Here is a 25,619-nt window from a genome sequence, read left to right as displayed (position 1 = left end):
TTTATCTTATTCTTTAGGAAGAGAAGGAGAATCTTCACCTATGGAATTGAAGCAACTGGTTGACTTTAATATTTAGTCAATCGGTACTTGCTTGAGTAAAGCTATCCACATATCAGATGGATCTGAGTAATAATCAACTTCCTCAACTTGATATTGATAAGATTCACAACCTTCTCGTAAAATAATGCGATCGCAGGGTTTAATATTTCTGCCGATCCCAGTCATATACCCTATCATTCCTTCATTGAGGCGCTCAAATACATAGTCGCTTCCCCAAACTAGTTGGCTGTAATCATGTATTTTATTCTTTTGTTTTAATTCGTTTGCTGGAAAGCTAACTAGGGCTAACTTACTTAAAAAACTAAAACTTAAGTTCATACCTGTCCTGATTAAAGACATAAGTGAGTTCTCCCAAAGAAGAAATCTATAACGAAGAGTTCTGGACTCTAAGTAAATCTCAATTCCTTTCAATCACCAATCCAGAATCGAACAGGTGGACAATCTAGTTAGGAATCAACCGAATTGACAGCTAGTAAAAGCAATGTATCACTCAATCTTTAATTAAATGTCTGCACCCATCAGTAGCAAAAAATAAATTACAAGTAGTTTTTTGAAAAGCTACTTCTAAAATAATTTTAAAATAAGCTCAATAATTTACAATTAATTTTTGTTAAATTTTAATTTTTATTTATTAATTTTTAATTTTTACCAAATGATGTACTTTGTACAATAACAATTTAAATTTACAGTACCATCATCCGCAGCTTCAACTGTAAAATCACCGAATTATTTAACAAGATGGGGTCATATATAAGTATTTTTTACTTAACTAGATAATATTCAATTTATAAACCTTTTATATCTATAGAATGTTGTCTATGTATATTTTTTAAGTTAAATCTAATTTAGTCCATACTTGTGGTTTTTAGAGCGACATCTACTTGCTTCAGTAGTACTTCTAGGGTAGAAGAGTTATCTAAAACGACATCTGCATGAGCCACTTTTTCTTCGAGAGATAATTGGCTATTGATCCTGGCTCGTGCCTGTTCTCTATTTAACTGGTTTCGTTGTATCAATCTTTGTAGTTGTTGCTCTTGGGAGCAACGCACTACCCATATTTCTGTAACCAAATCAGTCATTCCCGCTTCAAATAATAGAGGCACTACTAACACCAGTGTTTCTGAGGAGGACTGGGCAATTGCTTTGAGGAAGCGATCGCGCACATTAGGATGAATCAAATTATCTATCCAGTTGCGTTCATCTTGACGGTTAAAGATAATTTCGCCTAGTTTTTGGCGGTTGAGGCTGCCATCTGGTAGTAAAATTTGTTCGCCGTAACATTGAGCGATCGCACCAAGAATAGGCGAACCTAAAGATACTGCCTCTCTAGCATAAATATCTGCATCCAGAATCGGCAGCTTATAAGCGCTAGCTAAATAATTGGTGACAGTGGTTTTGCCTGTGGCAATACCTCCAGTTAAGCCGATTATACGTTTAGTCATTAGTCATTTGTCATTTGTTACTCTTCCCTGCTCCCTCATTTAGGAATTTGTCGCCCATGTTATCAATGCTTGGGTTAAACCATCTAAAGTATATTCTTCAGCTTCTACATCCACATGCCCTAATAAAAAATGACAAGTTTTAGAGGTTTGAGGCCCGATAGAGGCAATACAAACACCCTCTAAAAATTGACTAACATCAGAGTTGCTGGGAAATATGTTGTTAGTAAGTTGACAGAAAAATTGCACAGTTTTAGAACTGGCAAAAGTAATTACATCTATCTTGCGATTTTGGAGAGCTAACTTTGCCTCAGGTGGGATACCACTAGGACAACAAGATTGATATGCGGCAACTTCTATCACCTTTGCTCCCTTGAGAGTTAATTCCTTAACCAAAACTTCTCTTCCTCCGCTTTCAACTCTGGGAAATAATACTTTTTTACCATCCAGATCCTCTGGGAAATTTTCTACTAAAGAATCGGCAACAAAGTTGGGGGGAATAAAATCTGCTTGGAGAGAGTGTTGTTTGAGACAATGGGCTGTTTTCTCGCCAACGACGGCAATTTTGATACCAGCTAAGGCACGGGTATCTTTACCTTGGGCAATTAGCCTTTCAAAAAAGTAATCTATGGCATTGGTAGAAGTGAGAATTAACCAGTCAAAATCAGATAAATGAGCGATCGCATCATCCAAAGCTTCCCAACTGGAGGGCGGGCCGATTTCTAAGGTAGGCATTTCGATGACTGTTGCGCCTAATGCGATGAGGCGATCGCTAAATGTACCCGCTTGTCCAACTGAACGTGTCACCAAGATTGTTTTGCCAGTGAGTGGTTGGGGAGAGGCAAAGAGGTTGCTTAACATAACAGGGGGGCTAGAAGTTTGGGCTGTAGTTGAATCCTGACAATCTATTTTCTCAGGTTGTAAGTACTTGCGTAGCCCAACAACTTCGCCAATAACAATTACTGCTGGAGAAAGAGATAATTCGGTAGTTTGTTCCAAAATATTGCCCAGTTGCCCTATCCAGATTTGTTGGCGAGGAGTTCCTGCCCAACGGATGATGGCAATGGGTGTTAAGTGCGATCGCCTGTATCTCACCAGTTGATGTACAATCTCTGGCAGATGTTGCCCTCCCATCAAAATTACCAATGTCTCTAGCCGTGAAAGCGCCTCCCAGTCTAAAACCTCTGGTTCGTGAACTGTAAGCACTGCAAAAGTGCGACTCAACACCGGATCTGTAAGGGGAATTCCTGCCAACAACGGTGCTGCAAGGGCTGAGGAAATTCCTGGTACTAGTTCAAAATCACAACCAGATGCTTTGAGCGCTTCAATTTCGGAAGTACAACGCCCAAAAATTAACGGATCGCCTGATTTGAGCCGTACAACTTGTTTTCCTTGCTGACAATGCTTTACAAGTAACTTGTTAATCTCTGCTTGGGTTGTACTGGGTTTACCACCGCGTTTTCCGACATCCAACTGCAAGCAATCAGGTGGTACGCACTGCAATAATTGAGCATCTACCAGGGCATCGTAGATTAAAACTTGAGCAGTAGTTAAGAGATTGTAAGCTTTTACCGTCAGGTATGCCACATCTCCAGGCCCAGCACCTACGAGGTAGACTTTGCCCCTTTCTTGAGTCGTTTTTCCCAATTCCCAATTCCCCTTGTCCTTTATTCAATTCGTTCGGGTATTAATTTTTTGGATTAGCTGATTAACTTGCTCAACCATTTCCTTGTTTTCCTCAGCTTGGAATAACTCTCTGGCTTTTTTGAGATTAACGATCGCTTCTTCGAGCTGTTGTTCTCTTCCTAAAGTGATTCCCAAATTATAGTAAGTGAATGCATCGTTGGGTACAAGGCTAATGGCTTTTTTGTAATGTGCGATCGCTTCTTGCGGTTTCCCTTGATCATCCATCGCATTTCCCAAGCCTGTGTAAGCTTGTGCATGTTTTGGATCAAGGCGAATCGCTTCGGTATAGTCGGCGATTGCTTCTGCTAGCTTGCCTTGAGCGTAAAAAGCGCTTGCTAAATTATAGTGAGCGTCTGCATAGTTAGGAGCCAAGCTAATGGCTTGTTTATACTGGGCGATCGCTTCTTCTAGTTTGCCTTGAGCGTACAGAGTATTTCCCAGGGCATTATAACCTGCGGGATTTTTTGGATCGAGACGAATGGCTGCTGTATATTCGGCGATTGCTTCTGCTGGCTTTCCTTGAGCATACAAGGCGTTCCCTAAGTAATAGTGAGCGTCTGCATACTTGGGATCAAAGCTAATGGATTTTTTGTACTGAGTAACTGCTTGTTCTAGCTCACCTTGATCGTACAGAGCATTTCCCAGACGCGTGTAAGTTGGGGCATAATTGGGTTTGAGGCGAATAGCTGCTGTATATTCGGTGACTGCTTCTGTTAGCTTGCCTTGAGCGTACAAAGCATTTCCTAAGTTATAGTGAGCGTCTGCATACTTGGGTTCAAGGCTGATAGCTTTCTTATATTGGGCGATCGCAGGTTCTAACTGATTAAGCCTTGCTAAAGTCAAACCCAAATTGAAGTATGCTCTAGAGTCTTTAGGATCGAGGCTAATGGCTTTTTTGTAATGTGCGATCGCTTCTTGTGGTTTCCCTTGATCGTCGAGAGTATTTGCCAAAGCAATATAAGCTTGTGCAAAATTGGGTTCTAGTTCAATTGCTTTCCGAAAAGCCGCCTCTGCTCCTTTGAAATCTCCTTGTTTGTAGAGATTGGTTCCTTGCTCAAAGTTAGCGACTGCGTTTTTGTTTTGAGGAACTGCGGACTGATTTGAGCCTGGAATTTTTGATAAAACAATGCCAACATCTTTACCAAAGGCAGTATTCCCATTACTCAAGCACAAGCAGATAATAGCTGCTACCAGTAGATTTTTGTTTTTCAGCATTTTTATTACCTTATCTGCTTGATTTACATGTAATATCGAGTGCAGCTAATTGCCATCATAAAAACACCCCAGATCCTCCTCACACAAGTCTTGCCGCAGCCATATCTATCTTTATTAATAAATTTTCCACTGCGTTTCTATCTTGCCTCTGAATAAATTCCGAGTCTCATAGCTGAAGTCCACTCAAGTGGACTTCAGCGGAGTTCTAGCAGGAATTATAAGTGATTAACCTAACTTGATACAAGTCTACTCTCATACAAGTGTCTATTTGTACACAATAGCTGAGGCTTTATTAGAATTAAAAAGTTGTTTTTTAACTAATTGCTTACACTTTTGTTTCGACAAGTTTAGCAATGGCTGCAATTAATTCTTCTGGGTTAAAAGGCTTGGGCACATGCATCTGAAACCCAGCTTTTAGCGCTTCTTGCTGGTCATCGTTTCTAGCAAAAGCCGTCAAGGCAATTGCTGGAATTTGTCCCCCTTGTTCTGGTGTCCAAGTTCTCACTTGATGTATTAACATATAGCCATCCATATCGGGCATACTAATATCGCTGACCAACACATCTGGCTTTACCTGTGCTAAAGCTTGTAATGCTTCAAATGCTGAAGATACCGCGATAACAAAAGCCCCATCTTGCTCTAATACAAAAGCAGCAAAATCTCGTGAATCAGCATCATCATCGACAACTAAAACTCGAACGCCAGTGAGAGGTAAGGAGTTAGGAGTTAATAATGGAACATAGTTTTGTTCATCCGTCAGGCTTGGGCTTTCATCTTGCAAAAGTGGCAAGCTAACAGTAAATATTGCCCCTTTGCCTTCACCGTGGCTATTTGCTTTGACGAGTCCACCATGTATCTCGATGATATTACGCACAATTGCTAATCCCAGTCCTAATCCACCAAAATTTCTCGTAGTGGTGCTATCTGCTTGGCGAAAGTAATCAAACACAAATGGCAAAAACTCAGCACTAATTCCCTTACCTGTATCGCTAACTATGATTTGAGCATAGCCATCAGCTTGCTCTAGTCGTACTTCTATCTTTCCTCCTTTTGGTGTAAACTTGACAGCGTTAGAAAGGAGATTCCAGACAACTTGCTGCAAACGAGTCGAGTCGCCCATAACTTGCCCCACATGGGCTTCAAATACTGTACTTACCTCAATCAACTTTGTTTCTGCCGCTAAACGCATTGTCTGTAGTGCAGACAATACCGTAGACTCTAGGTTAATCTTCGTAATATTCAGCGTCAGTTTGCCCTGTAAAATTCTGGAGATATCCAGCAAGTCTTCAATGAGTTGAACCTGTAAGGTAGCATTCCGCTCAATTGTGGCTAGTGCTTCAGATGTTTTTGCTTTGTCTAACCTGCCCATTTGCAACAACTTTGACCAGCCGAGTATTGCGTTTAGTGGAGTGCGTAGTTCGTGAGAAAGGACGGCTAAAAATTCATCCTTAATTCGATTGGCTGTTTCTGCTTTGGCTCGTGCAATTTGTTCTAATTCCAGCAGGTGCGCCCGTTCTTCAAGTATTTGTTTTTGTTCGTGGATATCTGTACATGTCCCAAACCACTTCACTACAATACCTTGCTCATCTTTGAGTGGTAAACCTCGCGCTAGCTGCCAACGATAAGAGCCATCAGAAGCCCGTTTAAAGCGATATTCATTGTTATATATAGTGCTATTTTTTACAGCATTAGACCAAACTTCATCAGCACTTTGGATATCATCTGGATGCAATGCAGCCAACCAACCAGAACCCAAGGACTGCTCTAATGTTAGCCCAGTGTATTCGCACCAATTTTGATTAAAAAAATCACATTCACCGTTAGGATTGGTTGTCCATACAAGTTGAGGAATTGCCTCAGCTAGGTAACGATAGCGTTCTTCGCTTTGTCGGAGAATTTCTAAAATGCGTTGACGCTCAAGGATTTCTTGTTGTAATTGCTCGTTGGTCTTGGTAATTTCATTGGTGCGAACAGCAACCATTTCTTCCAGATGATTCTGGTATTTTCGTAGTTCCTTCTCTACCCGTAAGCGTTCGGCTATTTGTGTTTGAAGTTCTTGATTTGCTTGTTCTAATTGAGCAGGGCTAGGAAGTGCTAGTGCTTGTGGAACTAGGGGTATAAGTTCTAGTGCCGTAACTACAGATATTATTGCAGTTACTGCTTTGACAAACCCCGATACCCAATAGGTTGGATGCCAAAGTGTCCAAATCTCTATTAAATGAGTGGTGCCGCAAGCTACGATAAATGCACTAAACAGTAGAAAAATCCAATCAAAGGGCAAATCCTGCCGCTTGCGGACAAAGTAGAAGAGTGTAGCTGGAATCGAGTAATAAGCTAGAGCAATGAACGCATCAGATAATATGTGTAACCAAACTAAATTAGTTTGCCATAGATAGCAGTGACCATGTGGAATAAATGATCCTGTTGTAAAAAAATTAGTCCATAATTCTGATATTATATCTGACATAAACACTTGGTTTTTTGAATCTATAAAATCTACTACTAAATTTATTTTTTTAATTAGCCTAAGTTGTTAGCACATCGATATTAAGAGCTAACCAAAGACGGCTTGGCTATTGAATTGTTATTTTTGATCTTTCTTGCCCTCACCTGATATAGCAGTTACTGCACAGATAAAGGTACAGAAAAAATAATTAACCACCAGTACCTAGTAAAATGAGAATCGCTCTACTATTTTAGTATTAAAATATTAATGATGCAGTGGTCTAGTTCCTTTACTGCTTAAGGAAACTATAATATGTCTTTACAAACCCAAAAAACTGTTACTGTAGATGTTTTGCAAAAAGATAAGATTTTAAAATCCCCAAAATTTTCTCCTCTAAACCCTAAATTAATTAATTGTGGCTATGGATCTTATAGCGCATCAGATTTCACTTTTAAGGCGATAAAGTGAGTGGTCAAACTTGCTAAAATTGCAGATATAATTGCGGCAGACACTGGTAAAATCCAAACAAAAAATCATTTTTACCATCATGGGAACAATGGTAAAAATTAGGAGACAGAACAGGAAAATTTGATCTCCGCAATTCTGAATTAACTTAAGATGGAATTGACTTAGCACTCATTTTATCTAACAGTTGAGTGATTTTTTTAGCTTTTTCAGGTTGGCGTTGTTTTTGCAACAAATCTTTAGCTTGTAGCAGGTTAGTTTTGGCTTCCTCTTCTCGTTCTTGCTGCATGAGAATATTTGCTAGACGCAAATAAGCATCAGGATTTTTCGGACTGCGGCGAATCACTTCCCGGAATAATTCTGTTGCTTCCTCTACTTGGCCTTGCTGATTTAAAACATCTCCCAAAAACAAGCGCACCACATCATTAGTAGAGTTGAGAGAAATCACCTTACGAAACGCTACTTCTGCACCTTGGTAATCTTTTGCTTGAGCAAGATTGATTCCTTTTTGAAACAAGTTTGAGGTAATCAAAGTTTTCCAAGCGAAATAGCCAAGAATTGACAGACTGAGAACAACTACAAGAGCAGCGATAATAGAAGTAGTGGGAAAGGTTTCTAGCATTGTCTAAGCCAAAAGGCAGGCGATAGGAAAAATCAGATATTCGATAAAAAAGAGTTTCCAGATAAATTGGTAGAATTGAGCGATCGCACTTTTATCTTGTAAGTCTACTGCCAAACTCCGCAACCACATCCAAACTAGCAGTACCAAATGAGTAATTACCACAAATATGGGGTTAACTGAGGCCACACGTAGCACGCCAACCAAAATTATCCCCAGATAGCAGACAGTTATCACCCAAAGGGCTAGATTAAACACAGCTTGCGAACCGAGTTTGATAGTGAAAGTAGAGATATTATAGAGGCGATCGCCTTCCATATCTGGTATATCTTTAAATATAGCGATCGCAAAGGTAAACACCAAGATAAATAACGTCAGCACCCACACCACAGGCGGAATTCCTTGGCTTTGTTTCAGCACCCAACTATAGTGCAAATACAACCCTAAATTAACAATCGTGCCGCGCACCGAAAAAATACACAGCGCTGCCCAAAATGGAAACTGTTTCAAGCGAATTGGCGGTAAAGAATAAGCAGTACCGATGGCCAAACTAATTGCTACCATCCCAAATAAGAATGGCCCAGTTAGCCACGCCACAACTAGCGCCAAAATCCCAGTAAAAGCGACAATAAATTGCCCTGTCTGTCGAGAAAACTCACCTGATGCCAACGGTAAATGAGGCTTATTAATCTTATCAATATCAATATCTTCTAATTGATTTAACCCCACAATGTAGACATTGCCACACAGACAAGCAATCCATGCGCCCAAAACCCGACTCAGTGGAATGCCAGAAAATCCAGTTGAGGAAACAGCAATGGCAATAAAATATAAACCCAACACACTCAGACTTGTACCAATAATCGTGTGAGGGCGAGAGAATTTCCAGAAAGCGTATAACCAATGGAAATATGATTGAACGGGTTTGCGTGGCAAAGGGCTGTTTTGAGAACTCTGGCTCATGAGTAGCTTAGATTAGTATTCCGGCTTATTGTTAACCCTGACTTTTCACGATATTTGGAAATCCTCACTTCCATTCCTCTCTCCTGTTATCGAGAGGCTTTGAATTCTCCCCATTCCCTACAAGGGTTGAGGTCTGAGGGGTTAGGTTGCGTGTTAACTTTTCCACATGACCTGAATTGTCAGATTGTTAACCATTGTTACAGAATTTGGTCATTAACAAGAGCCAAAGCTTTGGACGCACTGTATCGTAGTTGAGGTAGCGGCGGCTTGGGCCTTTAGCACAGCCCGTTGTAACCCTAATCAAAAGTCAGCTATACCTAATGAAAGAGAATCATAATACCTTACGGAAGAGACTTTATCCCGCCGAAAAAATCTGACAACCAACTATGAAAATATCTCTTCCCGATTCTCCACTCCCTACTCCCCATAACGCTACAATCTATCAGAAAAGCAAAGAAATAGTTAAATTATGACAGCTAATTTGACATCTAAAGCGAAATTTGACTTTGTGACCGTACTATCCCAGGCTGCGGCTGGGTATCGAGGTCAGAGAGGCACACGTCCTAGTGCTGAAATATTAGTAAATGCGTTGCTAGAAGCAGAAAAATCTGCCAAGCAGCAACGTTTAACTTATCCGTTTGAGTCTCTTCTAGGTAAATGGCAACTTTGCTTTGCTACTGGCACTAAAAAAGTCAGAGAGCGCGGGGGAATTGTATTGGGCAAGGGTTTGTATGTACCAAAGTTTATAAGAATCCATGTTTCCTTTGATGCCACTTTAGAACAGGATTCAAACAGAGGCGAAATTTGTAATCAGGTTGAATTTGGGCCAGTGTTGTTGAAGCTCACGGGGCCAGTGCAATATTTAGGTAAGAAAAATTTATTGGCATTTGACTTTAACCAGATGCTTATCAGTTTGTTTGATCGTGTTGTTTACAACAGACCAATCCGTTCTGGTAAAGTTCAAACAGAAGATTTCTACAACCAGCCTATAGCTAAATTACCCTTCTTTGCCTTCTTTTTAGTGACGGAAGATTTCATTGCAGCTCGTGGTCGTGGAGGAGGATTGGCATTTTGGATTCGAGAAACTTAAATACACTGGATTTTACGTTTGCGCCAACCATCAAACTGGACGACAACTAGACAAAATACTGTGCATATTTACTACTTGTCCAATGACTGCGATCGCAGGCGCACCAAATCCAGTTTGCTCTACCTGCTCTACAATTGTCTCTAAAGTACCAATCAATTCTTCTTGTTCTGGGCGCGTACCCCAGCGCACCAAAGCAATGGGCGTTTCTAAATTCAACCCAGCTGCACTTAATTGCTCCACAATATAAGGCAGATTATGAATTCCCATATAAATTACAATTGTTTCGGAACCGTGAGCGATCGCATTCCAATCCACCTTCGGTCTATACTTACCAGCCGCCTCGTGACCAGTAACAAATGTCACCGAAGAACTATACAGTCGATGAGTCAATGGAATACCTGCATAGGCCGCCGCAGCAATTCCAGATGTGATACCGGGCACAACTTCCGTTGATATTCCCGCGTTGACTAACTCTTCCATCTCTTCGCCACCGCGACCAAAAATAAAAGGATCGCCACCCTTTAGCCGCACCACAATTGCATGATCCTGCGCTTTCTCAATCAGCAATTGAGTTGTTTCTTCTTGGAACAGTGAATGTTTTCCCCTCCGCTTACCAGCGTTAATTTGCTCGGCTTGGGGATTAATCATTGCCAGAATTGCCGGACTCACTAAGGCATCATAGATAACTACATCTGCACATTCCAATAAACCTTTTGCCTTCAAGGTAATTAGTCCTGGATCTCCTGGCCCCGCACCTACTAAATAAACCTTTCCCAAATACTTGTTCTCCTGTTTTTCTGTGCGGTTCATCTATCTATCTGTTAAATCCCAAATTAGCTCGGCTAATTCTGCACTTGCTCCCAGTGGCTGTGCCAATTGGAAATTCACCGCAGAAAATTGTAATTTTAGCTCCTCTATTGAGGCCGCGATCGCATCAGTTATTCCACCAGCGAATAAAAAGTATGGCAAAATTGCAATTTCCCGATAACCAGCAGCTACCAATTCTTTCACCTGTGATTCTAAACTAGGAGGCCCAGACCAATAAGCAGCTACGGCTGGCAAACTCGCAGCCATAGCTTCCACAGTTTCTTTGGAACCTGGGCGACGGCTACCATGAGCTAAGAGAATCCATGCTTCTGCTTTTATAGCAGCTATTTGCTTTGCCAGCAATTTCTCTAAATTGGGGTGAGAGCCTAAATGTGGTTGCAACTCAATCGTGATATCCTGACCAGTAGCCTGTTGTGCTAGTGCTACTTCGGCTGGAATATCTGTCATGACATGGACTCCCGGCAGCAGAAACAGCGGTACAATTTTGAGGCAATTCTCGTTTTGAGATAGTTTGCAATCGCCAAAAGCCCTCTTGGCAAATTCTTGAATCTGCTCGTGTAAAGGCTGAGGACTCATTTCCAAAGTAGCTATACCAACAAGATGCTCGCTATTGTTGTGATTTTCTGGCAATTTGTTATGTACCAGCTTTGCTAGTTGCTGCATAGCAATTTCTGGGCGGCGATCGCGACTTCCGTGAGATACTAGCAGATACGCAGATGACATCGGCAAAGCTTGAACTCTCAGTGACTAACTCTCATATCTTACTTAATATTAAGCTAGTGGTAATGGGTGCTTTGGTGTACAAGCGTGCTATTCAATTTAGAGACAGTAGTTGCACCGACCGCCATGACTCCATAGAAGTATTCTTAATCACTTTTATATTCTCCCCCTGCTGCTTGCCTTATTGTTCTTCGGCAGTGTAAGTATAAAATTGATCAAAAGCTCCTACGGTTTCAAATTTGTAAGAAGGTATCCAAGAGTTTATTTTTAAATCTGTACGGTAAATGCTAAAAATAATATAATTTTGTCTTTCTGTAGTCCTAGCAATAATTTCTTGGATTTGCGGACTAGCCGAGTCAACTAACTTATCACAATTAAAACGAATTAAATTTTCTATAAGATTGGTGGTTTTTTTGCATACATCGGTTTTTAAGTATTCTGTCAACCGTTGCACTGCATATTCTTCATACTCAACCTGACTGGGATTGGTCTTCGCCATTGTCACACCCAAGGCGGCGAGTCCTGCTGCTGCTCCAGTATATGCAATGATGGTTAAGGGTTTCATGTTTGCCAAGTAAAATTCATTGTAATTGTTAGATTCCAGAGACTCTAAATCAACTAAGTCCGTTCCTTGAAGAAAAACTCTTGATCGCTTGCCAAATTATTGCTATAATTCAAATTGTTGAATGGCGAGCGTAGCCAAGAGGTTAAGGCAGTGGTTTGTGGTACCACCATTCGTGGGTTCGAGTCCCATCGTTCGCCCTAGATAATTTCATACTGACTGATCCATATACTGTTACAAAAAATGGGTTGTGGTTCTGAACATTTATAACCATTACTTTAGCAAGGATCTGTCATCTATGAGTGCATGGAATTGCAAGGGTTGCAAACCTACTATAATAATTCATCAGATTAACTTATAAATAATTTGATGTATATAAGCAAATCTACTTTGTAAATGAAAATTAAGTGTGTAATGTCTTTCTTATGACAAGCCACTTTTCTACATTCCCTGCGGGACGCTTACGCGCAGCTTGCTTCTTTACAAAAGTACGTGTCTACGCAACGCCGATAGTGTAGAAAGTTTGATAGCTAAATATGAATTATTTCAAAAACGTGGTTTAGAAAAGCTATGAGGTGCTCTTTCTCGCTGCGCCCATAACGAATCGCACAGATGCTCCCTCTACATTGCTTGCAATTAGCGCTGAGAGTCGTCACCTTACTAAGCTCTTACTCAGGCTTCTCTGGAGCGTTAACTTTTAATATTAGAGTGAGTTTGACGGGTTATCATATAGTGTCCGTTTAATCAGCCTAATAAAAGGCCTCTAAGAGGTTTGTCGAACTCACGTTATATTAAGATTCCCGATTTCTTAGAGAAATCGGGAATCTGAGCATCAGGAGTTTTGTAACACACATCTAACTCTTAAAAAATGCCTAAAAGAATGATCAAAGTCAGTCCACAGAAGGCAAGCAAAGAGATAATAAGAATATTGCCTATACTGTGGTCAGAAGCTGTTAACTTATCTGTATTGGTAGCCATATAAATTGACTCCACTTAAACAACTTTATGCTTAAATTATAACTAGAGTGGATCAAGATTAGTCTATCTTGGAACAAAAATTGATTTTAGTTAATTGAATTTAACTGAATAGTTAGCTTTCAGCGAAACAATTAAATTTTGTGTCAAACCTGGGGAAATAGATGATACCAAGACAATTACTGATTACCCAAAGTACCAAAATATTAGTAATGCTCAAAGTTGCCGGATATATCATCTCTATCCAAGATGAAAATGAATATTAACACTCTAGAATACTTAAAAAAGTATTGATTTATAAGCCTTACAGAGCTTGACAGCAAAATCTTGACATTATCAATGTGCGAATAATCAAATACACGTACATAAATGATATAGTAAAGGTTAGCTCAAGCAGTTGAGGGCGTGAGATATTGTGCCCTACATAGAACCATGCAGTTATTTATTAACATCTATCAAAAGAAATAAAAATTGTATTCCTTTAGTTAGAGTCAAAAATACTGAGTCATAGATACTTTAAGTAAAGAAGAACACGGTTTAAGTGCCTGCTGAAAAGTTGATACTTGTAGGTACACAGATAAATTATATTTATCTGTGTTATTTCGTGTTTATATGTGTCAAACAAAAGGTGGAGGCTTATTTGTCTCGCCTTGACAGTCAACAATGCAAACATCGTTATCTAGTGGAGTTGCCATGTCTGAATTGCTTCAAGCAGTCTTAGATAGTGAAGAAAGAAGTGATTTGCGTTCCTTTCTTAGTGAATTACGCCAACAAGAAAAGAAATACTTGCTGCGGAACGACATACTGAATGTATATAGTGATTATTGCTCAAAATCCCAGAAACCTGAGGAATTTTATACTACCTCCGAGTTAGGTAAACTTATTTACTATACTCAAGAAATTATTCAGGAGGACTCAAACTTCTGTTTCATCATCCGTTCTAAGATTGCCAGCCAAGAAGTTTATTGGTTGACATCAGACTTGAGCATTGAGCCGATGACGGTGCAGGATTTGTTGGATTTGCGCGATCGCTTGGTGAATAAATATCATCCCAACGAGGGCGACCTGCTAGAATTGGACTTCGGCCCGTTTTATGACTACACCCCAGTCATCCGCGACCCCAAAAATATTGGTAAAGGGGTACAATTTCTCAACCGCTATCTATCCAGCAAAATATTTCAAGATTCCAAACAATTGCTGGAAAGCTTATTGAATTTCTTACGCCTGCACCACTACAACGGTGTTCAACTGCTGATTAATGATCGCATTCAATCACAGCAGCAACTTTCCGAGCAAGTTAAGAAAGCTATCGGTTTTGTTAATAATCGCCCCGAAGATGAACCCTACGAACAATTCCGGTTCCAATTGCAGTCAATGGGTTTTGAACCGGGTTGGGGTAACACCGCAGGGCGTGTACGGGAAACTTTAAATATTCTCGATGAATTGATTGATTCTGCCGATCCTCAGACCCTAGAAGCCTTCATTTCACGGGTTCCGATGATTTTTAGAATCGTCTTGGTGTCAGCTCACGGTTGGTTTGGGCAAGAGGGAGTGTTAGGCCGTCCCGATACCGGCGGTCAGGTTGTTTACGTCCTTGACCAAGCAAAGAGCCTAGAGAAGCAGCTACAAGAAGATGTCCTGCTAGCTGGTTTAGAGAAATTGAATGTCGAGCCAAAGGTGATTATTCTCACCCGCTTGATTCCTAATAGTGATGGCACCCTTTGTAATCAACGGCTAGAAAAAGTCCACGGTACCGAAAATGCCTGGATTTTGCGAGTCCCTTTACGAGAATTTAATCCCAACATGACTCAAAACTGGATTTCCCGGTTTGAGTTTTGGCCTTATCTAGAAACTTTTGCCATTGATTCAGAAAGAGAACTACGGGCAGAATTTCAAGGTACACCTGACTTAATAGTTGGAAACTATACTGATGGGAACTTAATAGCTTTCTTGCTGGCGCGACGGTTGAAAGTTACCCAATGCAATGTTGCCCATGCTTTAGAAAAATCTAAATACTTGTTCAGTAACCTCTACTGGCAAGAATTAGAGGAGAAATATCATTTTTCATTGCAATTTACAGCTGACTTGATTGCAATGAATGCTGCCAATTTTGTGATCAGCAGCACCTACCAAGAAATTGTCGGAACACCGGATAGTGTGGGACAGTACGAGTCTTATAAGTGCTTCACCATGCCGGAGTTGTACCATGTGACCAATGGCATTGAATTATTTAGTCCCAAATTTAATGTCGTACCACCTGGAGTAAACGAAAATAATTACTTCCCTTACACCCGGACTAAAGACCGAGTAGAGAGCGATCGCCAACGCCTTGCAGAAACACTTTTTACTCTGGAAGACCCCGCACAAATCTTTGGCAAACTCGACGATCCTAACAAGCGTCCTCTCTTCTCAATGGCGCGTCTTGACCACATCAAAAACCTCACAGGTTTAGCTGAATGTTATGGTCAAAGCAAAGAACTACAGGAGCATTGCAATTTAATTTTGGTGGCGGGTAAATTGCGCGTTGAAGAATCAGGCGACAACGAAGAACGTGACGAAATTATTAAACTTTACCAAATCATTGAGGAGTACAATCTCCACGGGAAGATTCGTTGGCTGGGCGTGCGCCTGACTAAAGCTGATTCTGGTGAAATTTATCGAGTGATTGCCGATCATCAGGGAATTTTTGTACAACCAGCTTTATTTGAAGCTTTTGGGTTGACAATTTTAGAGGCGATGGTTTCGGGATTACCGACTTTTGCCACACAATTTGGTGGGCCACTGGAGATTATTCAAGATAAGGTTAATGGATTTTTGATTAACCCAACAAATTTAGAGGAGACGGCCACGAAAATTGTGGACTTCATCACTAAATGCGAACAAAATCCTAATTACTGGGATGAAATTTCCAAGCGAGCAATTGACCGAGTTTACAGCACCTATACTTGGAAAATTCACACTAGCAAGCTATTATCATTAGCAAGGATTTATGGCTTCTGGAACTTTACCTCGAAGGAGAATCGGGAAGATTTGCTGCGCTATATAGAGGCTTTATTCTATTTAATTTACAAGCCAAGAGCGCAACAGCTATTAGAGCAGCATAAGTACCGATAATTAAGCTAGGAGTGAAGAGTGAGGAGTGAGGAGTTAGGAGTTAGGAGTTAGGAATTATAAAAATCACAAATTTTCGTAACTCCTAATACTCACATCTTGCACCTTAGTATCTAACGACTGGAAGTCGCGGCTACACAAACGAAATCCGCCTGCGCGGACTACGGAACATCAAGGGTTTTGTAGGCTGCGGAGGTAGGCTTTGTTCTGGTAGCCGCGATTTTAATCGTCTGGTGCAAGATATGGAAATACCAATTCTTTATGAAACTGCACAAAATCAAGCTTGGCAAGATTTGGAGCTTGAGTAAAATTGTTCAGGAGCAACCTCAGAGGTAATCGGTATAACTCTTAACTCCTAACTCCTAACTCCTAATCTTAACTCCTACCTCCTATCTCCTACCTCCTAACTCCTAACTCCTAACTCCTAACTTTTAACTAAATTGTCAACGCCCGCCAAGTTCGTTGACCAGCTATTCCATCCACTCCTAAATTTCGCTGATTTTGAAAGGCTTTGACAGCAGTCTCTGTCAGTGCGCCATAAATCCCATCCACTCTAATTGCATAACCGTTAGACACTAACAGCCGTTGTAAGACTCTGACAGCAAGACCAGAGCTACCGAAATAAAGAGTCGGCATAGGTTGGCTACTAAACTTCTGGAACCGTCCTGTAGCCTTTGCACGGACTTTATCTCCAGATTGAGAATACTTTTTAGACTTACCTAAGTTAGAAGAAGCTAGGAACTGATTATTTTTGCTGATTTTCTTAAGTATATGTTCTTTATCTGGTGCGATCGCTGCGGCAGAAGCCTGGGAAATCCCATCTGTCTGCATGAATTCAGGTGGTGTAACTGGAGCAGTTATCTCTAACTGACTCTCTTTTGACTGGTTTTGGTCATTTTCCATCTGAACTAATTGCTGCTGTGGCAAATTGGCTCCAGATGCTTGTCTTATTGCTAACACGCCCGTCATCATCAGGCCAATTTCAGTCATTGTAGTTCATTTTACTTCAACCAATATTTCTTTTAACCAACAACATTGCTGCTGTCCGGAATAGTGCATACTGACCAAAAAAAAGTCATGTACTATTTTTTTCAGATAATATTGTCATGCTCATATTTACTCACCTCCTCTTCCATTTAATCAGACTAATATGATTAGCTTTGTGCTTTTTTTATCTTTAATCAAGCCACGAACTTGTAAGATATAGGATCTAAATCAACGGTTTAGACAATAACATACTATATGATCATATGGGAATGCTATCAAACAAATTTGCCTAGTTGGCTTTGGCTCACGCTTGGTATGCTGATGTTGCTTTTATCATGTTTATACTGCCAAAAAAAATCCTACTGGATTCATAGAGTCAGTTTTTTAAGTATTGATTAATGCAACATTTGAAAATAATGATAAGCTCTTGATTTCAAACAATTTGTCCTCCTTTAGAGGGGGTTATAAACTTTTTATCAATCACTATTATCTTGTAGGATACATTCTGCTCGTAGCAGCATTCTTTGGTTTTACCAACTTGACTATGGAAGTTTTCAGGCATAATTCTTAAATATCTGCTTTGTGATTGAATCTGTATGGCAACTTCGCCGTATTCTTGGTTCAATCTCAAGAAAATGAAATCGTACAAAGTTATTACATAGACTTGAATTTTAACTAGAGTTTAGACTACTGCATGGCAAAATTCCACAGGGGCACTGAATTTAATGTCTACGCAATTCTCTTACCTAACCTGTGTTAATTTTTATATCATTTTTAAATATTGAGATAGAAGCACCTTAATTAAAAGCGCGATACCGATAGCATTCGCGTAGCGTCTCGTAGAGAAGCGCTAGCGAGTCATCTAGCGTCATAGCCCGCACTTAGTATCCTCAGTTGTGGATACTGAAAAAGTTTTTACTTTTTCTCATCTCGCCACAAAGCAATACCGCCTAATAAACCAGTGATATTGGGGATAAGTTTTACATTTAACGGTAGCTGGAAATTCACTCTTACAGCTTCACCGCCGCCAATGTAAAGGTAATCATAATTGAACAGATGTTGCAAGGATGCGATCGCTTTTTCTAAACGCCTATTCCATCTTTTATCACCAATTTTTTCTAACTCTGCACGCCCCAACTGCTGCTCAAAAGTCTCTCCTTTACGAAACGGATGATGTCCCATTTCCATATTCGGCACCAGCTTACCATCTACAAATAAAGCCGAACCAAACCCCGTGCCCAGAGTAATCACCAGTTCTACACCTTTACCTGCGATCGCACCAAACCCCTGCATGTCTGCATCATTAATCACCCGTACAGGTTTATTTAAGTGTTTTAATAATGCTGTTTCCAAATCAAATCCAATCCAATCTGGATGTAAGTTTACCGCTGTTTCCGTGACTCCACAGCGCACCACACCAGGAAAACCGACCGAAACACGATGAAATTCACCTTGAGCCGCTGCTAACACAACAATTGCATTAATTACAACCTCCGGTGTAGCAGGTTGGGGTGTATCTAAACGGGCCCTTTCCGTTACCGGATTCCCCGTAAGATCCAAAACCATAGCCTTAACGCCACTACCGCCAATATCAACCGATAGGGTACGAATCGATCCATTTTCTTCAACCATTGAGTTACATCCTTCTTACTGCTTAGTTAGTGCTTGTTACTTCGTTATTATGCTCTGCTGCATCTAAATAATATCTGGATGTTTGGAGAGTCTTCACATTGCTGGGGAGAGCAAGCAAGAAATAACTAATGCCCAATGCCCAATGCCCAATGACTAATACCTAATACCGTTAAAATATAAATGTCACAAATTAAGTCATATGCACAGTTTCATTCCACCAGAACGCTTTTTTCCCTACCTCACCTGGACTGATATCCAGGCAATGCCAGATAAGGAAAATGTGGTAATCATCCAGCCAGTGGGAGCAATTGAACAACATGGTCCCCATCTGCCATTGATTGTAGATGCTGCGATTGGTGTGGGAGTGTTGGGAAAAGCAATGGAAAAGCTGGATGCAAGTATTCCTGCTTATGCTTTACCTAACCTTTATTATGGCAAATCTAACGAACACTGGCACTTTCCCGGTACCATTACCCTAAGCACGGCAACTCTCACGGCAATCATTATGGAAGTGGGAGAAAGTATTTACCGGGCTGGGTTTAGAAAACTGGTGTTAATGAACTCCCACGGTGGACAACCCCAAGTGATGCAAATGGCGGCGCGGGATTTGCACGTTAAGTATGATGACTTTTTGGTATTCCCGTTGTTCACTTGGCGGGTGCCTAATATTACTAAAGATTTATTGACTCCGAAAGAAGCAGCGCTAGGAATGCACGCCGGAGATGCTGAAACTAGCATTATGTTATCGATTTTGCCAGAACAAGTGAAGCTAGAGAAAGCTGTTGCAGAGTATCCACCAGAACAATCAGAAAGTAGTTTACTGAGTTGGGAGGGTAAGTTACCTGTAGCTTGGGTAACGCGAGATATCAGTAAAAGTGGAGTGATTGGCGATGCGACAACCGCAACTAAAGAAAAAGGCGATCGCATTCTCGAATCTGTCGCTAATGGTTGGGTACAAGTTATTCAAGATATTTATGCTTATCGACAAGCAAAGGTGGAGGAGGGATTGACGCGTTTTAGTCAAAGTTAAAAATCCAATACATTAGATGCGGCAAAGCATTTAGATTTGCTAATGTAAGAATAGTGGAAATAGTAGTGGTGTAGCTGCTTAAAATCTATCAGGCAGCAAATTTCTATTAAAAGTAATATTAAGAGAAAGAATTATGACGGCATTTGAACCCAAGAGCCTCCGTTCTTATAGCCAAGAAGATGTCCAACAAATTCTGCACTTAGCGATCGCTCGTCAAGCTAATGACAAAGATACAGAATTTTCTTATGAGCAGATATTAGAAATTGCTGCTGAGTTAGAAATTTCACCTGATTCTTTAAAGTTAGCAGAACGCGATTGGTTAGTACAACAGGGTGAAGTCCAACAGCGAAAGGCTTTTGACGCTTACCGCATCAGAAGATTTCAGAAGCGTCTAGGGAATTATACAATTTTCAATGGCTTTTTTATACTACTCAATTTAATCACTGGTGGCGGAATTTCTTGGTCGCTTTATATTTTGCTATTCAGTGGATTGCCTGTAGGGCTGGATGTCTGGAATACCTTTCAAATCAAAGGCGAAGAGTATGAAATGGCATTCCAGAAGTGGAATCGTAAGCATGAGATTAAGAAAACCATCAGCACAGTTTTGAATAAGTGGTTTAAGGTATTACAGGCTTAGTAAACTTGCTTGCGTGGGATCTTGACTAGGCGTAGCGTCTCGTAGATAAACTCGTTGTAGACATCACTAATTCAAAGAAAAACCCCGCACGAGAATCGGGGTAACATTTACCGCAACATTTGTTGTCTAATACCACTGAAAGAAAATCTGAATAAACACAGCAATTATTAGGAGTAACATTGATGTTATCTGATTGGCTGAAGTATTCTTTCTATCTTTATACGGATATGACGGTCTATCAATAGCCTGAAAGATGATTTTATCTAGAGTAGTTTTCAGATAACACTAGGTGAAACATCAAATAATGTCTTTAATTTGTAAAAGATTTAGAGAAGCCAGGTATAACCTGGCTTGAAAACCGAGATTTATTCTTAGAACAAATAGTAACAGACTTATATCACAATACCAATAGATATGAAACAGCATCTATAAGAAAAACCGAGGAAGGCAACAAGTAGAAAATTACAGCAAGCCTTTTTAAGGAGGGTTGGCAATACGGTTCTGATAAGGTTTTTTGATGAAAATTATAGATCACAAAGACGCGATAAATCGCGTCTCTTCCCTTAACCGAACCGTATTGGGAGGGTTGGGGGATCTTCCAGGGCAAAATATCACTAACACCAAGCGTATTGAGGTAAAAGCGCACAGCTACCTATGCGCCTCTATTGTAATTATTTAAGTTTTTCGTGAGCAGCCAAAATAATTTTTTCAGTTTCTTCCCAGCCAATACATTTATCAGTTACAGAAATACCATATTTTAATTCTTCTTGTTTACCAGTAATTGGTTGACTACCTTCATACAAATGAGATTCCAGCATCATGCCAACTATTGATGTATTACCATCTACTATTTGCTGAACAATATTTTCTAAAACAGCACCTTGTAATTTGTAATCTTTATTGGTATTGCCGTGGCTACAGTCAATAACAATTCTCGGTGGTAAATTCGCCTGTTTTAACTTCTCTTCTACCAGTTTGACATTTGCTGCATCAAAGTTGGGTTGACTACCACCCCTTAAAATTACGTGACCGTAGCCATTACCTTTAGTTTGAAAGACGCTAACTTGTCCGTTTTGATTAATTCCCAGAAAATTATGCGGGTTTCCAGCAGATTGGAGGGCATTCAAAGCTACTTGAATATTGCCGTCAGTACCGTTTTTAAAACCCACAGGCATCGAAAGTCCACTTGCCATTTCGCGGTGAGTTTGTGATTCGGTCGTGCGTGCTCCAATGGCAGACCATGTAATCAGTTCACTAATGTATTGAGGTATGATTGGATCTAGTGCTTCTGTACCAGCAGGTAATCCCAATTCTGTAATTTTTAATAATAGATCCCGTGCAATTAATAACCCATTCTCTACATGGAAAGAATCATCCATATCTGGATCGTTAATTAACCCTTTCCAGCCTACGGTTGTTCTTGGTTTTTCAAAGTACACTCGCATAATTAGTAGCAGCTTATCCTGGACTTTCTCGGCTAATCTTTTCAACTTTTCAGAATATTCGAGCGCTGCTTTTGGGTCGTGAATTGAGCATGGGCCAACTACTATAAATTTTCTGCGATCCTCAAAATCCAGAATCTGTTCTATTTCCTGCCTATATGCTAAAACTCTTTGTTCGGCTAATTGTGTTAAAGGTAATTTTGATTTTATTTCATTGGGAGTTAATAAAATGCGATCGTTCTCAATGTTAGCGTTGTCGATATTAGTATTAAATAATTTATTGTGCATGGGGATGCTCTGGCAATTTTATATACGCACTTCAACTCAAAAGTGTAACACAAACCCATGAAATTTTAAAATAGCTTCTTTTTTGCTTGACAAATTTTTAATTAGACTGTATTTGAATAAGGTAATAACTGAAAAAGGAGGAAAAGATTCCCCCTTTTTCTTTGCTATTGAACTAATGCTTCAGTGGTAGTGTAGAGCATTACTGCCATACAAACACTTTGGCTTCGTATGGCCCTAAGTCAGTTATAATTCCATCATCACCGGCTTCGACATCATAATTACCTGTCCACTCGTGCCATGTACCAGCGCTAGGAAAGTTAGGAACGTGATAGTCAGCTAGGAAGTTTTCGGAGAAATTTGCTATTACGACTACACGAGAACCTTCATCATTCCAACGAGTATAAGCTAATACTTTTGCCTCTGGATTTTCGTGGATAAAATCAATATTTTCTGTGTAAAGGGCATGATTGCTTTTACGCAGGTTAGTTAAGCCTTTGTATGATTCAAATAAACTACGATTTAAATCATTACCTAACAGTGTCCAATCGATTTTGGATGATTCAGGTTGTTTCGGTTTATACTCTCCAAATTCCTCTCCCATCCAAATCAAAGGTACACCAACAGCAGTCATTAGGATGGCTACTCCTAATTTAACCCGCCTAAAGGCTTCTTCGTCAAAAATCTCACGGTTTCCCAATTCAACCATGACATGGTTATGGTCATGGTTGGTGAGGTAATTTACTACATTGGTGGCACCCAAGAAGCCTTGGCGCTTGCAGTCAATGACATCTTTTAGACGCTCTAAATCAAATGTATCACCGCAGATATGTTCTAGAATGCAGTGATAAAAACTATCATGCCAGCAACCATCCATTGGCCCATCTACATTGGTAATGCTGGTAGTTTCAGGAATGTGTTCAGCAACGTTATAAAAAGGCTTTGCACCAGCAGTTTTTTTGGCTTCCTGAACAATCCAGTGCATGAAGTCGTAATTAGCAATTTGCCGTGCTGCATCATAGCGAATACCATCAAGATGATATTCCTGAATCCAGAAACGGATTGCCTCACCAGTAAATTTCCGCGCTGGATGAATATCTAATTTTTCGTCATAATGTTCATAATTAAACTCAGGCCCCCAGTTATTATCAGGGTCACGAGGTTCGTGATGATACCAGTAATCGTGGTCAATTTGTGTTAAAGGAGCAGATGCTTCTGAGTGGTTATAAATACCATCAAGAATTACACGAATACCTCTGCCATGACACTCATCAATCAATTTTTTCAATTCAGCAGTAGAACCATAACTAGATTCTGTTGCAAAAAAGTGGCGAGGATTATAACCCCAACTATAATCACCAGGATATTCTTTAAGTGGCATCAACTCAATAGCGTTGATTCCTAGTTCGCACAAATAATCTAACTTTTCAATGACGTGTTTGTACTTGCCTCGTGCATAAGGATCATCCTCACCACCAGAAAAGTCACCGACGTGCAATTCATAAATTACCAATTCGTGGTCAGCAGGTAAAGGTTTATCATCATTTTGCCAAACATAGGTATCTGTAATTCTTTCACCATCTTTGACCCGGATAACACTATCATCTTTTCCACTAAGTTCATCTATATCAGTTGCATAGGGATCTGTGACATCAACCCATTGTTCTGGTTCAAAAAACCATGAATTTGACTGGACGCGAAATTTATATTTATAAGCGCCATCTTCTAGTTCAACACTTGTGCGAAAATAACCATCATCACCTTTTTCCATTGGAATTTCTTGCCAATCAGAAAAAGAACCAATTAATGCGGCTCCTTTGTTGTAAGGTGCAAATAAATTAAATTCAATTGGCTTTGCCATAGAAGTGTTTGTAATATCAAGGGTTGATAGAAGTATTCTCTGATGCTCAATTAAATTTGCAAATCGCTCTAGAGAAAGAATTATATAGCCAGTGCTTCTATCTTCAGGATGAATTTATAAATATTTTATAAAAATTAACTGTTTTTGGCTAATTTTGACTGTTTATAGGATTTTTAACTAATATCTAGATTATATTTATTAGTGCATTTACTGCCTGTATTAATAAACAGAATTTAAAGGTTTTTATTAATTTATTAAATAGCAGATATTCAGTAAAAGAATATATTTATTGCTAAATACCTGCTGTATAAGATTACTCAATTTCGCCGCTAGTTTGTTGTAGATAACTTAACAACCAATTCGCCGCGGTCGCTCTGCGAGTTTGCCGAGGCCCAAATTCACCAATCTTATAACCTTTGAAACCCAGTTTTTCTTTTAGCATTTGTTTGTTTTCAGCAGGAATGGAACGAGTCAACTTGACTGTTGCAGGGCGAGATTCAATGAAATTTGGTGGTTGTGGGTACTCATCTTGCCATTCTGGTGCAACTTGGCTATTGTCCCATTGTGCAGTTGAGGAATCATAGCGATAGCCTAAATAATGCCATAGCAACTGGTTGACTGTAGCATCATCAAGTTTATCGTCAAGAATTGCCCAAATTGTTTCTGTATTGAGTGGTGGCAGGTTAGACATAAGCAATTCATAATTCAAAGTTTAAAAACTGACTACTGTTTAATTAAATGCACAACAGTTAGTAGCTAGTGAAAAACACTTTATCACTACTCTGCTACACTCCCAAAGATAGGGGTGATTTTATTTTTATTTACACCTGCTGGAAGATTTATCCACCACAAGCATTAGACAAACTACTAAAGTGACCCTGAATAAAGAGATTCGCCAACTCAGGAGGAAAATTATGGGAATAGGAGATATGTTCAGAAATATAGTCGGTGGCAAGCAGAAACAACGTGATGAAGAATGGGATAATCGCGATCGCCAGTACAGAAATCACAGTGACGAAGACGAAGATAGCCAGTACAGACATGGCGGTGACGATGATAATGACCGTGAGTACAGACATCGCAGTGATGACGATGATGAAGACGAAGACCGTGAGTACAGACATCGCGGCGATGAAGATGAAGACGAAGACTGAGATTAATTTCGCGAGTTGGAGTTAAAAACAGGTTGTGTATACACAAACTAGGTAGACTGGAAATCGTAAAGATTAGACCAGTCTATGCAGAATTCCACAGCACTGCCAAAGATCATCCGCGCCCATGTATTCATTTCTGGCCGAGTCCAAGGAGTGGGCTATCGCTATTCCACTGTGGATACAGCTAGCCAGTTGGGATTAACTGGTTGGGTGCGGAATCTCCCCGATAATCGAGTAGAGGCAGTTTTTGAAGGGGCGCGAGAGGTTGTAGATGACATGGTTCGCTGGTGTCATTCTGGGCCACCTGCTGCTGTAGTTAAAGATGTTGTGGTTGAGTATGAGGTACCAGAAGGGTTACGGGGATTTGAAGTTAAGCGGGTTGAGTAATTCGTAATTCGTAATTCGTAATTCG

21 protein-coding genes and 1 tRNA gene are annotated in these 25,619 nt (G+C 40.1%); 7 read left to right on the top strand and 15 right to left on the bottom strand.

The genetic code is table 11. The features are described from left to right. Positions 1-72: 72 nt before the first annotated feature. The 7 genes from ACEYW6_RS09880 to ACEYW6_RS09850 all read right to left on the bottom strand — a co-directional run bounded on the left by ACEYW6_RS09880 (position 73) and on the right by ACEYW6_RS09850 (position 8,893). Positions 73-399 carry a hypothetical protein gene (locus tag ACEYW6_RS09880; protein WP_412979565.1) on the bottom strand — a complete coding sequence of 109 codons (327 nt, stop codon included), beginning with the start codon at positions 397-399 and terminating at the stop codon, positions 73-75. 506 nt (positions 400-905) lie between these two features. Then, a complete protein-coding gene (coaE, locus tag ACEYW6_RS09875) occupies positions 906-1,502 on the bottom strand; it encodes a dephospho-CoA kinase (protein ID WP_412979564.1) in 597 nt (198 codons plus the stop codon). A gap of 39 nt (positions 1,503-1,541) precedes the next feature. Continuing rightward, the gene (gene cobA, locus ACEYW6_RS09870; RefSeq protein ID WP_412979563.1) at positions 1,542-3,146 is read right to left on the bottom strand and encodes a uroporphyrinogen-III C-methyltransferase; all 1,605 of its coding nucleotides are present in this window, start codon (positions 3,144-3,146) and stop codon (positions 1,542-1,544) included. A gap of 24 nt (positions 3,147-3,170) precedes the next feature. Then, on the bottom strand, positions 3,171-4,400 hold the full coding sequence (locus ACEYW6_RS09865) for a tetratricopeptide repeat protein (protein WP_412979562.1): 1,230 nt from the start codon (positions 4,398-4,400) through the stop codon (positions 3,171-3,173). Positions 4,401-4,725: 325 nt separating this feature from the next. Then, on the bottom strand, positions 4,726-6,867 hold the full coding sequence (locus tag ACEYW6_RS09860) for an ATP-binding protein (RefSeq protein ID WP_412979561.1): 2,142 nt from the start codon (positions 6,865-6,867) through the stop codon (positions 4,726-4,728). Positions 6,868-7,459: 592 nt separating this feature from the next. Next, on the bottom strand, positions 7,460-7,933 hold the full coding sequence (locus ACEYW6_RS09855) for a tetratricopeptide repeat protein (RefSeq protein ID WP_190894952.1): 474 nt from the start codon (positions 7,931-7,933) through the stop codon (positions 7,460-7,462). Positions 7,934-7,936: 3 nt separating this feature from the next. Then, the gene (locus ACEYW6_RS09850) at positions 7,937-8,893 is read right to left on the bottom strand and encodes a homogentisate phytyltransferase (RefSeq protein ID WP_412979560.1); all 957 of its coding nucleotides are present in this window, start codon (positions 8,891-8,893) and stop codon (positions 7,937-7,939) included. 469 nt (positions 8,894-9,362) lie between these two features. Between ACEYW6_RS09850 and ACEYW6_RS09845 the strand changes: the two genes are divergently transcribed. After that, positions 9,363-9,983: a hypothetical protein gene (locus tag ACEYW6_RS09845; protein WP_412979559.1), complete on the top strand. Its 621-nt coding sequence runs from the start codon at positions 9,363-9,365 to the stop codon at positions 9,981-9,983. 30 nt (positions 9,984-10,013) lie between these two features. On the opposite strand, the gene cobA (ACEYW6_RS09840) is transcribed toward ACEYW6_RS09845, so the two are convergent. The 3 genes from cobA (ACEYW6_RS09840) to ACEYW6_RS09830 all read right to left on the bottom strand — a co-directional run bounded on the left by cobA (ACEYW6_RS09840) (position 10,014) and on the right by ACEYW6_RS09830 (position 12,096). Continuing rightward, complete coding sequence (gene cobA / locus ACEYW6_RS09840; RefSeq protein ID WP_412979558.1) at positions 10,014-10,793, bottom strand: uroporphyrinogen-III C-methyltransferase; 780 nt, start codon at positions 10,791-10,793, stop codon at positions 10,014-10,016. Next, entirely contained in the window at positions 10,794-11,534 is a 741-nt protein-coding gene (locus ACEYW6_RS09835; RefSeq protein ID WP_412979557.1) for a sirohydrochlorin chelatase, read from the bottom strand. A gap of 178 nt (positions 11,535-11,712) precedes the next feature. Further along, the gene (locus tag ACEYW6_RS09830) at positions 11,713-12,096 is read right to left on the bottom strand and encodes a DUF4359 domain-containing protein (RefSeq protein ID WP_412979556.1); all 384 of its coding nucleotides are present in this window, start codon (positions 12,094-12,096) and stop codon (positions 11,713-11,715) included. A 124-nt stretch (positions 12,097-12,220) separates the two neighbouring features. Here ACEYW6_RS09830 and ACEYW6_RS09825 point away from each other — a divergent pair. Next, a tRNA-His gene (locus ACEYW6_RS09825) sits at positions 12,221-12,293 on the top strand. A gap of 1,468 nt (positions 12,294-13,761) precedes the next feature. Continuing rightward, the gene (locus ACEYW6_RS09820) at positions 13,762-16,182 is read left to right on the top strand and encodes a sucrose synthase (protein WP_412979691.1); all 2,421 of its coding nucleotides are present in this window, start codon (positions 13,762-13,764) and stop codon (positions 16,180-16,182) included. 432 nt (positions 16,183-16,614) lie between these two features. Here ACEYW6_RS09820 and ACEYW6_RS09815 read toward each other — a convergent pair whose 3' ends face one another. Together ACEYW6_RS09815 and ACEYW6_RS09810 are read right to left on the bottom strand one after the other, a co-directional pair. Beyond that, positions 16,615-17,169, bottom strand: coding sequence for a peptidoglycan-binding domain-containing protein (locus tag ACEYW6_RS09815; protein ID WP_412979555.1), 555 nt, complete (start codon positions 17,167-17,169; stop codon positions 16,615-16,617). Between the two features lie 912 nt (positions 17,170-18,081). Then, a complete protein-coding gene (locus ACEYW6_RS09810) occupies positions 18,082-18,798 on the bottom strand; it encodes an ROK family protein (protein WP_412979554.1) in 717 nt (238 codons plus the stop codon). Between the two features lie 199 nt (positions 18,799-18,997). On the opposite strand from ACEYW6_RS09810, the gene ACEYW6_RS09805 reads away from it, so the two are divergent. Both ACEYW6_RS09805 and ACEYW6_RS09800 read left to right on the top strand, forming a co-directional pair. Beyond that, positions 18,998-19,828 (top strand): creatininase family protein, encoded by an 831-nt coding sequence (locus ACEYW6_RS09805; protein WP_412979553.1) that lies wholly within the window; start codon positions 18,998-19,000, stop codon positions 19,826-19,828. Positions 19,829-19,961: 133 nt separating this feature from the next. Further along, positions 19,962-20,465: a 2TM domain-containing protein gene (locus ACEYW6_RS09800; RefSeq protein WP_412979552.1), complete on the top strand. Its 504-nt coding sequence runs from the start codon at positions 19,962-19,964 to the stop codon at positions 20,463-20,465. A gap of 671 nt (positions 20,466-21,136) precedes the next feature. Here the strand turns inward: ACEYW6_RS09800 and ACEYW6_RS09795 are convergent. The 3 genes from ACEYW6_RS09795 to ACEYW6_RS09785 form a co-directional block, all read right to left on the bottom strand. Continuing rightward, positions 21,137-22,195 (bottom strand): 3-deoxy-7-phosphoheptulonate synthase, encoded by a 1,059-nt coding sequence (locus ACEYW6_RS09795; RefSeq protein ID WP_412979551.1) that lies wholly within the window; start codon positions 22,193-22,195, stop codon positions 21,137-21,139. Between the two features lie 199 nt (positions 22,196-22,394). Continuing rightward, positions 22,395-24,053 carry an alpha-amylase family glycosyl hydrolase gene (locus ACEYW6_RS09790; protein ID WP_412979550.1) on the bottom strand — a complete coding sequence of 553 codons (1,659 nt, stop codon included), beginning with the start codon at positions 24,051-24,053 and terminating at the stop codon, positions 22,395-22,397. Positions 24,054-24,366: 313 nt separating this feature from the next. Beyond that, positions 24,367-24,744 carry a DUF1823 family protein gene (locus ACEYW6_RS09785; protein WP_412979549.1) on the bottom strand — a complete coding sequence of 126 codons (378 nt, stop codon included), beginning with the start codon at positions 24,742-24,744 and terminating at the stop codon, positions 24,367-24,369. A 223-nt stretch (positions 24,745-24,967) separates the two neighbouring features. On the opposite strand from ACEYW6_RS09785, the gene ACEYW6_RS09780 reads away from it, so the two are divergent. Together ACEYW6_RS09780 and ACEYW6_RS09775 are read left to right on the top strand one after the other, a co-directional pair. After that, positions 24,968-25,207 (top strand): polyribonucleotide nucleotidyltransferase, encoded by a 240-nt coding sequence (locus tag ACEYW6_RS09780; protein WP_412979548.1) that lies wholly within the window; start codon positions 24,968-24,970, stop codon positions 25,205-25,207. An 84-nt stretch (positions 25,208-25,291) separates the two neighbouring features. After that, positions 25,292-25,594 (top strand): acylphosphatase, encoded by a 303-nt coding sequence (locus tag ACEYW6_RS09775; protein WP_190894938.1) that lies wholly within the window; start codon positions 25,292-25,294, stop codon positions 25,592-25,594. The last annotated feature ends 25 nt before the right edge of the window (positions 25,595-25,619 follow it).

The sequence above is a fragment of the Nostoc sp. UIC 10607 genome (assembly GCF_047228265.1).
GTDB lineage: Bacteria > Cyanobacteriota > Cyanobacteriia > Cyanobacteriales > Nostocaceae > Nostoc > Nostoc foliaceum_A.
This window is presented reverse-complemented; position numbering and strand designations above follow the sequence as displayed.

What these genes read in the sequence shown, in the direction of transcription:
- ACEYW6_RS09815 (WP_412979555.1), bottom strand. Translation starts at nt 17,169, where the DNA reads ATGACTGAAATTGGCCTGATGATGACGGGCGTGTTAGCAATAAGACAA.
- ACEYW6_RS09830 (WP_412979556.1), bottom strand. Translation starts at nt 12,096, where the DNA reads ATGAAACCCTTAACCATCATTGCATATACTGGAGCAGCAGCAGGACTC.
- ACEYW6_RS09780 (WP_412979548.1), top strand. Translation starts at nt 24,968, where the DNA reads ATGGGAATAGGAGATATGTTCAGAAATATAGTCGGTGGCAAGCAGAAA.
- ACEYW6_RS09850 (WP_412979560.1), bottom strand. Translation starts at nt 8,893, where the DNA reads ATGAGCCAGAGTTCTCAAAACAGCCCTTTGCCACGCAAACCCGTTCAA.
- ACEYW6_RS09845 (WP_412979559.1), top strand. Translation starts at nt 9,363, where the DNA reads ATGACAGCTAATTTGACATCTAAAGCGAAATTTGACTTTGTGACCGTA.
- ACEYW6_RS09800 (WP_412979552.1), top strand. Translation starts at nt 19,962, where the DNA reads ATGACGGCATTTGAACCCAAGAGCCTCCGTTCTTATAGCCAAGAAGAT.
- ACEYW6_RS09860 (WP_412979561.1), bottom strand. Translation starts at nt 6,867, where the DNA reads ATGTCAGATATAATATCAGAATTATGGACTAATTTTTTTACAACAGGA.
- ACEYW6_RS09865 (WP_412979562.1), bottom strand. Translation starts at nt 4,400, where the DNA reads ATGCTGAAAAACAAAAATCTACTGGTAGCAGCTATTATCTGCTTGTGC.
- ACEYW6_RS09790 (WP_412979550.1), bottom strand. Translation starts at nt 24,053, where the DNA reads ATGGCAAAGCCAATTGAATTTAATTTATTTGCACCTTACAACAAAGGA.
- coaE (WP_412979564.1), bottom strand. Translation starts at nt 1,502, where the DNA reads ATGACTAAACGTATAATCGGCTTAACTGGAGGTATTGCCACAGGCAAA.
- ACEYW6_RS09810 (WP_412979554.1), bottom strand. Translation starts at nt 18,798, where the DNA reads ATGGTTGAAGAAAATGGATCGATTCGTACCCTATCGGTTGATATTGGC.
- ACEYW6_RS09855 (WP_190894952.1), bottom strand. Translation starts at nt 7,933, where the DNA reads ATGCTAGAAACCTTTCCCACTACTTCTATTATCGCTGCTCTTGTAGTT.
- cobA (WP_412979558.1), bottom strand. Translation starts at nt 10,793, where the DNA reads ATGAACCGCACAGAAAAACAGGAGAACAAGTATTTGGGAAAGGTTTAT.
- ACEYW6_RS09775 (WP_190894938.1), top strand. Translation starts at nt 25,292, where the DNA reads ATGCAGAATTCCACAGCACTGCCAAAGATCATCCGCGCCCATGTATTC.
- ACEYW6_RS09785 (WP_412979549.1), bottom strand. Translation starts at nt 24,744, where the DNA reads ATGTCTAACCTGCCACCACTCAATACAGAAACAATTTGGGCAATTCTT.
- ACEYW6_RS09795 (WP_412979551.1), bottom strand. Translation starts at nt 22,195, where the DNA reads ATGCACAATAAATTATTTAATACTAATATCGACAACGCTAACATTGAG.
- ACEYW6_RS09835 (WP_412979557.1), bottom strand. Translation starts at nt 11,534, where the DNA reads ATGTCATCTGCGTATCTGCTAGTATCTCACGGAAGTCGCGATCGCCGC.
- ACEYW6_RS09805 (WP_412979553.1), top strand. Translation starts at nt 18,998, where the DNA reads ATGCACAGTTTCATTCCACCAGAACGCTTTTTTCCCTACCTCACCTGG.
- ACEYW6_RS09820 (WP_412979691.1), top strand. Translation starts at nt 13,762, where the DNA reads ATGTCTGAATTGCTTCAAGCAGTCTTAGATAGTGAAGAAAGAAGTGAT.
- ACEYW6_RS09880 (WP_412979565.1), bottom strand. Translation starts at nt 399, where the DNA reads ATGTCTTTAATCAGGACAGGTATGAACTTAAGTTTTAGTTTTTTAAGT.